At 37.5% G+C, this 13,919-nt stretch carries 9 protein-coding genes, 1 tRNA gene and 1 pseudogene; 5 read left to right on the top strand and 6 right to left on the bottom strand.

Annotated features, from left to right (window positions below; genetic code table 11):
- Positions 1-42: 42 nt before the first annotated feature.
- Positions 43-1,295 (top strand): annotated as a pseudogene (locus AC0JIQ_RS06165) (OprD family outer membrane porin).
- A gap of 325 nt (positions 1,296-1,620) precedes the next feature.
- Here the strand turns inward: AC0JIQ_RS06165 and AC0JIQ_RS06160 are convergent.
- The 3 genes from AC0JIQ_RS06160 to AC0JIQ_RS06150 form a co-directional block, all read right to left on the bottom strand.
- Positions 1,621-1,893, bottom strand: a complete 273-nt coding sequence (locus AC0JIQ_RS06160; RefSeq protein WP_474202967.1) for a hypothetical protein — start codon at positions 1,891-1,893, stop codon at positions 1,621-1,623.
- 797 nt (positions 1,894-2,690) lie between these two features.
- A tRNA-Ser gene (locus AC0JIQ_RS06155) sits at positions 2,691-2,780 on the bottom strand.
- Positions 2,781-2,866: 86 nt separating this feature from the next.
- Positions 2,867-4,897, bottom strand: coding sequence for a 2,4-dienoyl-CoA reductase FMN-binding domain-containing protein (locus AC0JIQ_RS06150; protein ID WP_474202966.1), 2,031 nt, complete (start codon positions 4,895-4,897; stop codon positions 2,867-2,869).
- 277 nt (positions 4,898-5,174) lie between these two features.
- Between AC0JIQ_RS06150 and argG the strand changes: the two genes are divergently transcribed.
- Entirely contained in the window at positions 5,175-6,533 is a 1,359-nt protein-coding gene (argG, locus tag AC0JIQ_RS06145) for an argininosuccinate synthase (RefSeq protein ID WP_474202965.1), read from the top strand.
- A gap of 196 nt (positions 6,534-6,729) precedes the next feature.
- Positions 6,730-7,413, top strand: coding sequence for a pirin family protein (locus tag AC0JIQ_RS06140; RefSeq protein WP_474202964.1), 684 nt, complete (start codon positions 6,730-6,732; stop codon positions 7,411-7,413).
- Positions 7,414-7,462: 49 nt separating this feature from the next.
- Here the strand turns inward: AC0JIQ_RS06140 and AC0JIQ_RS06135 are convergent, their stop codons facing one another.
- From AC0JIQ_RS06135 to AC0JIQ_RS06125, 3 genes are all read right to left on the bottom strand, one after another.
- Positions 7,463-7,696 (bottom strand): hypothetical protein, encoded by a 234-nt coding sequence (locus tag AC0JIQ_RS06135; protein ID WP_474202963.1) that lies wholly within the window; start codon positions 7,694-7,696, stop codon positions 7,463-7,465.
- A gap of 1,258 nt (positions 7,697-8,954) precedes the next feature.
- Positions 8,955-9,986, bottom strand: a complete 1,032-nt coding sequence (locus AC0JIQ_RS06130; RefSeq protein ID WP_474202962.1) for a phage portal protein — start codon at positions 9,984-9,986, stop codon at positions 8,955-8,957.
- 47 nt (positions 9,987-10,033) lie between these two features.
- Positions 10,034-11,815 carry a terminase large subunit domain-containing protein gene (locus tag AC0JIQ_RS06125; RefSeq protein WP_474202961.1) on the bottom strand — a complete coding sequence of 594 codons (1,782 nt, stop codon included), beginning with the start codon at positions 11,813-11,815 and terminating at the stop codon, positions 10,034-10,036.
- A 140-nt stretch (positions 11,816-11,955) separates the two neighbouring features.
- Between AC0JIQ_RS06125 and AC0JIQ_RS06120 the strand changes: the two genes are divergently transcribed.
- Positions 11,956-12,876, top strand: a complete 921-nt coding sequence (locus AC0JIQ_RS06120) for a GPO family capsid scaffolding protein (RefSeq protein WP_474202960.1) — start codon at positions 11,956-11,958, stop codon at positions 12,874-12,876.
- A 14-nt stretch (positions 12,877-12,890) separates the two neighbouring features.
- Positions 12,891-13,919, top strand: coding sequence for a phage major capsid protein, P2 family (locus AC0JIQ_RS06115; protein ID WP_474202959.1), 1,029 nt, complete (start codon positions 12,891-12,893; stop codon positions 13,917-13,919).

Genomic DNA, 13,919 nt, shown 5'->3' with positions numbered 1-13,919 from the left:
GCCGAGGATTGGCGCAACCCAAATCAAAATGGAAATTAAAAAATGCATACATTTAAATGTAATAAGCTTATTTTGTCGTCTATTTCACTCATAAGTGGATTAGTTTCAACTTCACTTTGGGCTGATAATGTAAGCGCTAAAGAAGAATGGAAATTTACCTTAAAAAATGCCTACATCAATCGCAATTTTGAGAATGAAGCATTAAAGGATACTGGAAGTTGGTCTCAAGCTGCCTCTTTGTTTTATAACTCACGAATGCTTGAGACACCATTAAGTATTGCCGAAAAACCTTTGACAATCGGTGTGGATGCTTCAGTTCAATATGCTTTTAGATTAAGTTCAGATAAACATATGGCTGATACCGTATTACCGTTTGATAAAGCGACTCAATCACAAGCTTCCGATTATTTAAAACACGGCGCCACATTAAAATTGGGTTATGACCGAACCTTGTTGAATGTTGGTGAGCTTTGGTTAGACTTACCTGTTACTGCCGTAGATAGCAGTCGTCAGCTTTTAACATCTTATTGGGGTGCAAACCTTAAGTCACAATTAACTGATCAACTTTACGCAGAAATAGGTCATGTTGAAAAAGTATCCCCTCGCAATGAAGAAGATTTTAGAAAATTTTCTTTTACTTCAAATGGAAAGACAGAATACTCGGATGGCTTAAATTATATTGATTTACGTTATCAGTTCTCTCCTGATTTAAAGGGAGAATATTATTATGGCAACATGGAGAATTTATATAATAAAAATTATTTGGGTTTGGAACATAATCTGAAAGGTAAAAATTATGTACTTAATTCGAAATTTAAATATTTTAATGCTCAAGAAGATGGAAATAATTTTAATATTGATGCACAAAATATTGGCTTACTTGAGACATTAAAAGTAAAAAACCATACATTCGGATTAGGTTATCAACAAATTATAGGTGAATCAGCATATCCATTACCTGATGGATTTTTACCAGAAACCTACTTTATCAATTGGAATGCGACAGGTTTCTTTAAAAAAGATGAAAAATCATATCATTTTATTTATGGTTATAATTTCAAAGATTATACCCCTGGATTTAATGCGGCTATAAAATATGTTTATGGTGATAATTTTCAAACAACTGATGGAAAAAAAATCATGAAAGCGAGTCAAACATTATTTTAAACTATAATTTTCAACAGCCCTATTTTAAAGGCTTAGCATTACAATATATTCGTATTGATTATTACGTAAAGCATGGAAACGACTTTGGTGAGGATCGTTTGTTTGTAAAATACACGCATAAATTCTAATATTTTGGAAGCTTCTAAAAATAAAATTAAGAGTCCGTAAAAGAAATCATCAACTTGACTATGATTATGGAATGGTAAGCGTAGGAAGTGGGCTATTAGCTTTCTTTCTACCTTATCAAATTTTAATTGAATATTCCTGATTAAAGATTAAGTAAATATCCTCTAATTTATATTTACTTACAAGTTAAAAAAGTCTCTAAATTATAGAATTGATTCTATTTTAGATAAAGTAGTTTTATATAAAAAGACCACGTCAAGGGGATGACGTGGCGAAAAACTGAAATATGTAAAACTAAATATACACAGCATATAATCAAGCTATGTTTTAACTTTTCGCAATGTTATCGAGTAGTTCTGGTTCCAACATAAAAAAATCTCGCCCAAAATTTTCCAATGGGATATCGGAAAGGTTAATTCGGTATTCAATGTCACCGTTAAAAAAACTTTGAGATTTTTGTATTGAGCGTTCCCAACCGAATTCCTTACCACATTGCTTGAGCAAATATTGATAAACCTTTGCATCATTGACTCTTAGCAAGAATGCGTCATCAGATAACTGATGTATCGAGACATTTTCGGAATATTGCACATCAATCATGATCTACCTCCTAGAATGAATGATCAAGTGAATATTAGTTATCATTATAGATAATTGCTTCTTATTCAACCATTTTTTAATATTTATTTATAGTTATTAAATATTTAAGTCATATTTTTGACATAAACAACAACACTGGAAGCGATGTGGCGAAAATTGTCACTAATGCTAACTTTATTCTCTGTCAAATTATTTCATAAAAAGAGTAAGCCTTTAGCTGCATAAAATCAAAAAGGTCAAATTCTCATAATAATATTTTCTATTAAAACCAATAATGTTCTAAAAAGTTATTATTTATACTTACCTAAATACATAAAACAACATTGATCCGATCTTGATCTGTGATTAAGTTTAATCCTGTATTTATCTGAAATTTTCTCCATAACAACTTCCATATTTGCTGATGTGGTAAACCATTTTCCAAATTAAGTTAGTAGGTACTAGAAAGATTCAGTTCAAGTTATTCAACTGTAAATGAATAGCATCTTAATTTTTTAGAATTGTTTTCTATAAGAAACAATCATTACAACTTCGGCCAATCGACAGTATTTTTAAATGTGTACCCTATTTTTTTGAATAATTACTACTGAATCTAGCCAGATCAAACCGTCATTCACATCTATTCCACTTTGAAAGAGTCAATTAAGTTGTTGGGAGTATAGTTAGCTAATTCTTAATTACTCCTTACAAGTCTCATCCCATGTAATTAAATCCAAAGTTTGATGAGGGGTAGGTTGAGGGGTAAAACAACAGACAAAAAATAAGCCCTTGTAAAAACAAGGGCTTATTTAGATATTTGGCGGAAGCGGTGAGATTCGAACTCACGGAGGACTCACACCCTCGTCGGTTTTCAAGACCGGTGCATTAAACCGCTCTGCCACGCTTCCATGTGCGTAAGAATACAAAGCTTGCCCTCTTTATTCAAGAGAAATTTAACTGCAATGTATTCAAATGCATAATGTTTCATCAATTATCAGAGTTTAGCGGCCAATTCAGCCCCTTCACGGATTGCACGCTTCGCATCTAACTCAGCAGCGAGTTTCGCACCACCAATAATATGATAGTTAGCTAAAGTATTTTCACCATCTTTAGGCATTAAATCTTTTACAGATTCTTGCCCAGCGCACACAACAATTGTGTCTACACGCAATAATTGATCGTGACCATTATGTTCAACCCATAATCCCTCATCAGTCACCGCTTTATACTGCACACCACGAAGCATACGAACAGCGTGCTTTTTCAATTGTGCGCGGTGAACCCAGCCTGAAGTCTTACCTAAGCCAACACCTAAAGGTGTAGTTTTGCGTTGTAACAAATAGATCTGGCGAATTGGCATTTCAACCTCTGGACGTTGCATCCCACCTTCAGAGATATAGTTAGGATCTGGATCAACACCCCATTCACGCTGCCATTCTGCTAAAGGTTGAGGCTGTGGTTGATGCAGGGGTTTTAATAAAAACTCTGATACATCAAAACCAATTCCCCCAGCTCCAATTACAGCAACTTTTTGTCCAACTTCTGCACCTTTAAGTACCTCAGCATATGACAATACTTGTGGTGCAGTACTACCCTGAATTTTTAATGCGCGAGGAACTACGCCTGTAGCCACAATAACCTCATCAAAACCTTCTCGTTCAAGCTGTTCACGGCTTACGCGCATATTTAAACGCAAATCGACACCTGTTTGCTTGATTTGCACCTTAAAGTAACGAATGGTTTCGTGGAATTCTTCTTTTCCAGGAACAACTTTCGCTAAATTAAACTGACCACCAACATCATTACTTGCTTCAAATAAAGTGACGGCGTGACCACGACTTGCGGCAACTGTTGCAGCTGACATTCCAGCAACACCACCACCAACAACCGCAATACGTTTAGGTTTTTTAGTTTTGATATAAACTAATTCTGTTTCAAATGCTGCACGTGGGTTTACAAGACAGGTTGCGCGTTGATTCTTAAAACTATGATCCAGACATGCTTGGTTACATGCGATACATGTATTAATTTCATCTACACGATTGGTTGCAGTTTTATTTACCCAATATGGGTCTGCCAATAATGGACGCGCCATTTGCACCATATCGGCTTTACCAGAAGCAATAATATCTTCAGCAGTATCAGGCATATTAATACGATTTGATGCAATTACAGGAATAGAAACATGCTGTTTTACAAAAGCGGTGTAATCCGCAAATGCTGCACGAGGTACTGAAGTCACAATCGTTGGTACACGCGCTTCATGCCAACCAATCCCAGTATTTAGTAAAGTAACACCTGCTTTTTCTAATGCTTTAGCAACAACCGTTACTTCTTGCATCGTATTACCGTCATGCACTAGATCAAGCATTGATAAACGGAAACAAATAATAAATTTCTCGCCCACTTTCGCACGAATTGCTTTCACAATTTCAACAGCAAAGCGCATACGATTTTCGATATCACCACCCCAACGATCAGTACGTTGGTTCACATGTCGGCTTAAAAACTGATTCAGCAAATAACCTTCTGAACCCATGATTTCAACGCCATCATAACCCGCTTTCTTCGCAATACTCGCACAACGTGCGTAATCTTGAATCGTATCCAAAATATTTTGATTGCTCATTTCACGCGGTTTAAATGGTGAAATTGGCGATTTAACAGCACTCGAAGAAACGACAAAAGGTTGATAGCCATAACGCCCAGAATGCAGAATTTGCATTAAAATTTTTGCACCATGCTTATGAACTGAATGCGTCACTAAACGATGCTGTGGAATATCCATTAAACTATTCATTGTACCGCCAGCTGGTAATAACCAACCTTGGCGATTTGGAGAAATACCACCTGTGATGATTAGGCCAACACCACCTTTTGCTCTTTCTTCAAAATAAGCTGCAAGTTTAGGGTAATTAAAGAAACGATCTTCTAAACCTGTGTGCATAGAGCCCATTACTACACGGTTTTTAATTGTCGTAAACCCTAAATGTAATGGTTTTAAGATATTTGCATAGCTAGTCATGGTATTCCTTCTGTATTTATTGGCTTTGCAACTTGTTGCATAGTACTTTAACTGAATTTTTATATGTGTTTATGACTCTTTTGAAGAAAATGCTGACACTAAAGTCAAAAGTAATGTAACTATTTTGATTTCCAATCTAAAAAAACCAAAATCAAATGTATTAGAACATAATTTTTCTGCTTAGTTTTTCTTTCAGGAAAACAAGCTCCATGAAAAGTGTTACAATAGTTCCGATTTTTTATTCTCAAGACTACCTATTCGGAGTCTTTACTAATAAATGTTAGGACAAGCAATGACTGATAATGCAACTATCTTGCAGCACGTACCTGTAGGCAAAAAAGTTGGGATTGCCTTTTCTGGTGGTCTCGATACTTCAGCAGCTTTATTGTGGATGAAGCAAAAAGGCGCAGAGCCTTATGCTTATACTGCAAACTTGGGTCAACCTGATGAAGATGACTATGATGCAATTCCAAAGAAAGCTGAACAATACGGCGCAGTCAAAGCTCGATTAATCGATTGTCGTTTACAACTTGCGCTTGAAGGTATTGCAGCAATTCAATGTGGCGCATTCCACATTAGTACTGGCGGTGTTCCTTACTTCAATACCACACCTTTGGGTCGTGCAGTGACAGGTACCATGCTTGTAACAGCGATGAAAGAAGATGATGTGAACATCTGGGGTGACGGCTCTACTTATAAAGGTAACGATATTGAACGTTTTTATCGTTATGGTTTATTGACCAATCCTGCCCTCAAAATCTATAAGCCTTGGTTAGACCAAACCTTTATTGATGAATTAGGCGGTCGTGCCGAAATGTCACAATTCTTAATCGACAACGGCTTTGACTATAAAATGTCAAAAGAAAAAGCGTACTCAACTGACTCAAATATGTTGGGTGCAACGCATGAAGCCAAAGATTTAGAATACCTCAATGCGGGTATTAAAATCGTAGACCCAATTATGGGCGTTGCGTTCTGGAAAGACGACGTTGAAATCCAACCAGAAGAAGTGAGCATTACTTTTGAAGAAGGTATGCCAGTTGCATTGAATGGTCAACGTATCGAAGATCCAGTTGAATTCATTCTTGAAGCGAACCGTATCGGTGGTCGTCATGGTCTAGGTATGTCTGACCAGATTGAAAACCGTATCATCGAAGCGAAATCTCGTGGTATCTATGAAGCACCAGGTATGGCGTTGTTACACATTGCTTATGAGCGTTTGGTAACAGGTATCCATAACGAAGATACAATCGAACAATACCGTATTAACGGTTTACGTTTAGGTCGCCTACTTTATCAAGGTCGTTGGTTCGATTCACAAGCATTAATGCTTCGTGAAACTTCACAACGTTGGGTTGCTAAAGCCATTACAGGTACTGTGACTTTAGAATTACGTCGTGGTAATGACTACACTATCATGAATACTGAATCTCCTAACCTCACTTATGAAGCTGAGCGTTTGACCATGGAGAAAGGTGATTCGATGTTTACCCCAATGGATCGTATCGGCCAGTTAACTATGCGTAACCTCGATATCACAGATACACGTGCAAAACTGGGTATCTACACAGAAACTGGTCTGCTTTCTGTAGGTCAAGGCTCTGCAATTCCTCAATTGGAAAACAAATCTAAATAAAAAGATGGGTAAATTAATTTGCTCATTTGAAAAGGCTGAATATTTTTATTCAGCCTTTTTTATTTTATCCAAGAAAATACCCATTACTGAATCATTGCATTTATAGAACAATATGTCGCAATTAAAGACTATTTATCCTCATTATGAATCGATAATATAAGCATTAAGCAAAACACAATAATTTGGGAGATGAAAGATGAATGCTTATCTACATCGTAGTGAAAATCGTGGTCATGTCAAAGCAGGTTGGTTAGACACTTACCATAGCTTTTCATTTGGTAGCTGGTACAACCCTAAATATATGGGTGTCAGTGCCCTTCGCGTGATCAATGATGATACGGTTGCTGCATATAATGGTTTCGGTACCCATCCCCATGACAACATGGAAATCTTGACCTGTGTACTTGATGGCACCATTTCCCACAAAGACAGTATGGGCAATGAAGGTCAAATCAATGCAGGTGAATGGCAGTTGATGAGTGCTGGAACTGGGGTCACCCACAGTGAAATGAACAAGCATGATAAAGCGGTGCATCTGTTACAGATTTGGATTCAACCGAATGTGCAAGATGCCGAACCAACCTATCAGCAAATTCAACTGAATCCGAAAGATCATCCAAACCAATGGCATTTGATTGCTGGTGATGCATCTGCGCCAATGTCGATTCGTCAAAATGCTGAAGTAAAAACAGCAGTGATTGAAAAAGATCAACATTTAGAGATTACAGCACAGAAAAAATTGAACTATGTGCATGTAATTTCAGGCGAAGTAATGATTGCCGATCATTTGGTTAAAGCGGGCGATGCTTTAGTATTCGATGAAACTGCAACCATTACTGCATTGCAAGACAGCCAAATGATTTGGTTTGATCTACCTTAAACTCGGTTTAGCTTGTACCCCTTGCCCCTCAAGGGGTACAAGCTTTTTTTTAATCATTATTGCTGCTACTATCACAACTACTTGAGTCTGAGCTCGAATCATCATTTGAACTACATTCATCAGAATGTCTAGAAACATTATCCTGAGAAGAATCACATGAAGAGGTTGTTGAAGAATATGGATGGCTGTAATCAGACGTATCCTGTGTAGAATCTGTTTTCTTGGCAAAAAAGAACAATAAAATCAAACCAATAAGAATCAATATAATAATAAATATCAGCATCACAATTCCCTATCGCTATCCTAATCCTTATGACAAACTATAGCGTAAATTTGTTTTAAAAATGATGGGCATTAAAAAAGCCCGATTAACGGGCTTTTCTACAACCTTGAACATTTTTAAAAACGATCTAAACCGTTTCGTTCGTTGTTAGCTGTGTGTTCAGGTTGTCATATCTTTGTTCATTTAGGCAAGATTTCTATTAAATCCCAAATAGTATATGACTTCCTTATTGATGAAATTATCACCAATATTAGATTGAGTCAAGATTCTAGTATCTGATAAAAATTACTCAAGCATAATGAGTATAACAAACTCATTCTAAATTGCAATTCAACCTAGTTATTCTTTTAAGCGAGTATTTAAAAATACAAATGTGATATCAATAAAAAAGCCCTAAATTATAGAAATTTAGGGCTTTTTTATTGATATTTTGGTAGGTATATCCAGACTCGAACTGGAGACCTCTACGATGTCAAATATTATATTTTCACTTTACAAACAATATTTTATAAAAAAGTGCATCTTATTTGTCGCAAAATATACTTTTACTCAATATAAAATTTAGCTTCAATATTAAGATTTAAATTATATTTAAACCATGAATTATTGGCTCTCAAAAATAGAGGTGACAAAAGTTACAGATTTATATTTATATATCTATATATATGTTTATTAATGATAAATAGTAATAATTCAAAAGTTACAATGAAGTATCATAGAAGTTACAAGTCACCTCTATTCAAGGTGACAAGTTGTAACTATATAAAATACTGATTATTAATAAATTATTATAGTTCTCTATTTTTTAGTCACCTCATGTTACTGCTAGAAAGTGACAAATTAAATTTATATAAATCATATATTTAAATACATTAAATTTAATATTTAAAAAACTGTCACCGCTGCAACAACACACATTTAGACTTTAGAAATAATTAGTATTTTAGATATTTTTAAAAACTGCATCAGTTTGCATCAAACCGCATCTATACCAAGTTATTAAAAGTGCCCTAAGCCTTATATTTCATAAGGCTTGAATGAATTTTCCCTGTGCATCAGAAATGAGACATTTAGGAACTGGGCAGGCGGGAGAGGAGACTGCGTTTGCCCCCTCGCCCTTGTTATATTCTTTCAGCACAGTCATTCGATTGCTTATTCATTTCGTTCAGCCAAAAAAAATGCCAAGCATTTAAACTTGGCATTGTAAAAAGGAAATAAATCTATATTTTATATAGGTTTATTGATATAATTTAAGTATCTATGGCTTTGTTACACTAGAAATTAAGTCATATTCTTTAAATCGAATCACTTCGATTCCGAGTTGATCATTGATTTGTTTTAATAGATTTTGATAGTAAACAATCTCATTGAAATAAAAGACTCTTGCTGCTTTTTCAATATCACCAAAGCCACCTGAGTTTTGCGGTACCACACCCATCAATTGTGGTGGGATACGATGCCCTGCAAGCTGATCATCACGACTGGCAATCTTAATATTATAAAACTCATCCTTAGCTGCCACTTCAGCCAATGGAATTACATTTAATCCTTTCTCTTTTCCACCAGGTGTATAGACCAAAAGATTTTTAAAATTGCCTGCCCCTTTTGAGTTCTGTAATGATTCTTCTAATGCATCCACATCGTTTTGAGATTTCATAGCATCGGTGATGTGTAAGATAAAACCAGCATGAGCTCCATTTTTGTAATAGCGTCTACGGAATAAAGTCGCAGCTTCATTTAATAAAACCGCATTAATGCTGCTCAGATAATCAGGCACGCCATAGATCTCTTGCACAATATCAGCATCAGCAATATGGATAATCTCCTCAGGTTCATAAATGTGCTGCTTCCCTTGAAAGCCATCCATTTGATAAAACCTTAAAAGGTCTGTCCCTTTTCTCATATTGATCGCAGGGCGTGACGTAATTTTTAGAACACCCCTGAAACGATTGTATTGAATATGAGCGTAGGCATTTGCAAAGGTGATTAAGTTCAAAGCCAATGCATTAAAATCATGTCGGCTTAACAAAGGATGAGGAATAAAATCCACTGATAAAATATTGCGCTTGATCACGATCGCACTGGTATGGTGACTGGTACCACGATACATCTTTGCAATCGCTGCAATATCATACGGCAGCTCGTACCATTCTTGCCAAACTGGGCAATAGCCATAATCAAACAATGTATGCCCATCCAATACAGGTTCAGCTTCGCCAAAGCTTCGCATCATCATTTTGGTTTGTGGTTGCTCAATCGCTAAAGATGAATCAGATCCATGTGCCGACATCTGCTCCATACGGGGTAAAACAGTCGAAATAAGTCTGTCCAATATTTTCATGAATTAAATACTCTGATTCGGCTTTGATGTGCGCCAAGATGTGATTGATCAGCAACGTGAATAATTGGCGCATTTTCCAAACCATTCATCACTGCCCAAGCGATATCACCGTGTCCAGTTTCAGCACTTCGACTGGTAATCAGTGTTTTATTTCCACCGCCACCAGTTAAGGCTTTTTTGATTGACAGGAATGACTTAGCTACAATTTGCAAACCTGCATCAAAATGCAGTCTACGTTTTTGAAATAACTCTTTAACTCGAAGCCCCATGCGAATTTTTAATTCAGGGGTATAGTTCAAACGAGTCAATTGAGTAAAGAAAAGTTCAACGTGTTCAGCAACGGCCAAACCGTTACCAGTGTTATCAATACCGATAAAAGTCACGTTGTAGCGTCCGCAAACCTTTTTGATATACAAAGCTTGTTCACTGGCTTTCATACCCTGAAATTGTTTAATTTCGAGAATCCGATAAGGCTCAAGCGATGTTTGTGGAGGTGCGATAACTGCTAAAGCTGCATTGTCACCTGTGAATGAAGGGTCATAACCTAACCACACTTCCCCTACATAACGTGGATTTTGATTCGGGAAAAAGTCTTTCCACACTTCCCAACTGTCGACCATGTTTGGGATGATTTCTTTAAGTGGAAAATAAGATCCTGAATCATCAATAAACTCACAATCAAACAGATTGGCAAACTCTTCATCGCCATATTCAGCAAGCAAGTCTTCACGATCAAATAGATCACAGCCTTTTTCTTCAGCATCGGTCAACGTGACAATCTGCCTCGTTTTTCGATCCGCACATTTGACTGGTGCTTTGAGTGCGACCTTACTGACATCGATCTCAATCGGTAATTTCCGTTTGCTGTCTTTGCCTGTCCAAAAGGTATAGGCTTCATGCAAAATACTGGATGGCGTAGACATATAAATTTGCTTATACATCTTTTGCGATGCCATTGCTGAAGCGACTTTTTTAAACTGTAAGAACTTACGAATCCAAAAGAACTCGTCCATGATCACATCACCATGACGACCTTGAGCTGTGAGTGCATTTGTTCCCAAGTAATACACGGTTGCTTGGCCATTTGGTCCATTGATGACGATCGGATCTCCAGTGAGATCCAAACCAATCACATCCAAAACAAAGGCTTTGATGTATTCAATAAATTGATATGCCTGCGCTTTCGATGCCGACATAAAGATTTTGTTTTTTCCTGTTTTTAATAAATCAATCAACGCCCAAAGCGCAAAAATATAAGTTGCACCAATCTGACGTGATTTTAATAAGATAAAGATTCGAGACCAGGATATCGCATCCATCCATTCTTCTTGATAGACATATAAAAATTCGTTGAATGCTTCTTCTAATTTCTCCAAGTCCTCGAGCGTGATTTGGTTTTTTAACTTTTTCTTTTTTGGCGCAGCATTTCTGTTCTCAAGATTCGGATTGAGATCCGTTTGTTTACCTGACTCAAGGAATTTTTGAATTTTTGCCCATCGTTCAAACTGTCGGGCAATCGCATCCATTTCTTTGTAATTCGCATTACTTTTGTTTTCCATAAAAGTCAGGGTCATATAGCGAATTTTTAAGCCTGTTGTCACCTCATCATAAACATCGGTTTTAGACCATTGATCACGCTGCTTCCAACTTTCTACAGTCGAACGATTTTCCCCAGTGTGAGTGGCGATTTCTGAGACAGACATACCCATCGAGAAAAGTATTCTTCCCTGCTGTCTTGGGGTCATGAGTTCTAGGAACGTCGGAGTGTTTGTAGTCATGTGCTTAATGTTGCTTTAAGCACAAAAAAACTTTGAGCGAAGCTTTCCTGAATAAGCGTTAATCAGGATTGGTCAGATTGCACCGACTTATCGATAACAAGCAGACTTCAAGCATCGAAAAAATGAATGTGGAATAACCAATGGCAGAGCTACCAGGAGAAGGACGTGTAATCAAACGCTTTCGTGTTGCTCGTGAAGGGCAAACAGTCGATGGGCGTGAATTAACACGCCAAGAAATTCAAGAAATGGCCGACACCTATAATCTTGAGCATTATGCAGGTCGGATCAATATCGAACATTTTGGCGGTTGGTCGCCTGAACCACCGTTCAATGCCTATGGCGATATTTTGAAAGTTGAAGCCGTGGACGAAAACGGCAAACTTCACCTTTATAACGAAATATCAGCACTCCCAAATTTTGTGGCGATGAATAAAAAAGGGCAAAAAATTTACCCTTCGATTGAGTTCTATCGCAACTTTGCAGGGACTGGTAAAGCCTATCAAGTCGGCCTAGGCATGACAGACACACCTGCTTCATTGGGTACACAAGCCATTAAATTTTCTAACAATCGACATTCGCTCAGTACCCAACCTGATTCGGAGATCTATATCACCATGTCTGAAAAAAATCCAAATGAAGGGAAAAGCTTACTTGATCAGATCAAAGAAGCATTAACCCCAACCGCTAAGCCCCAAGATCAATCCTCAGTCAGTCAAGAACTGGCAGGTGTATTAACTCAAGGATTAGTTCAATGTTTGACTGGAATTAAAACCTTAGCTGAAGAAGTCGGAGCATTAAAACAAACATTAAATGCACCGCCTGCAACTGCGCCAATTCCACAACCTGCCCCAGTAGTACAAACACCGCCTGCAGCTGCTGCGCCTGAACAACAATCCACCCAAAATCCACCTGCTGCACCAGGTGCAAATCTTGAAGAAACTTTACAGCAGCTTGCTCAGGGTCTCACTGGTTTACAAAACCAATTCCATGCCATGAGTACAACCCCAATGAACCCACCGCCTGTTCATGCAGGTAACACAGCAAACACTGTCGATTACTAAGGAATTAAATAATTATGTCAGTCGTTCTACAACCTGCAGCTCGTCAGTTATTTAATTCTTATAAAGCTGACATTGCCCGTGCAAACGGTGTTGAAAGTGCAATAGAGACCTTTGCGGTTTTGCCTGCCCCAACACAAAAAATTATCCAAGCCTATCAACAACAAGCCGACTTCTTAAAACTGATCAATATATGGCCTGTTGATAATGGTAAAGGTGAAAAAATTGCTTTAAGTATTGGCACGACCATCGCAGGCAATACCAATACCAATGTTCAACCACGCCAACCCACTGCGGTCGGCAGTTTGGATTTAGTGGATGAGTATGATTGCACTCAAACCAACTATGATGTGGCGATGAAGTGGCTCTTACTCAATGCATGGCGACATTATCCTGACTTTAAGAAAAAGCTTCAGGAAATGGTGATTCGTGCAATCGCATTAGACAAATTGTGTATCGGTTTTAATGGTTTATTCCGTGCCCCAACGAGCGATCGTGCTGCCAATCCATTATTACAAGATGTGAAAAAAGGTTGGTTGCAAAAAATTCGTGAAAATGCGCCTGAGCAACATTACAAAGGTATTGATGTGGGTGGCGGTGTTTTTAAAACACAGATTGGTGCTGCACATGAATTCAAAACTGTAGATGGCTTGGTTGAATTTGGGATCGAAGAATATATCGCAGAACAACACCGTGAAAGCGGCTTAGTGGCGATCTGTGGCCGTGGCATTTTAAGCGATAAATATTTACCGTTAATAAACGTCAAGCAAGATCCAACCGAACAAATTGCGGCTCGTATCATTTATGCCAATAAGCAGCTTGGAACGTTGCCTGCGATGTATGTTCCAAAATTCCCTGCTAAAACGATTTTGATCACCTCACCTGACAACCTGTCGATCTATATCCAAAACGGTACTTTTAACCGTTCGATCGTAGATCAACCTGAATGGGATCGTGCTGTGGATTTCCAATCGATCAACGAGGATTTTGTCGTTGAAGATTATACAAAGTGCGTGTTAATCGAAAACATCGAACTGGATGACTAA

Source organism: Acinetobacter sp. FB, assembly GCF_056033405.1.
The sequence above is the reverse complement of the archived record's forward strand: the minus strand, read 5'-3'. Positions and strand labels throughout refer to the sequence as shown.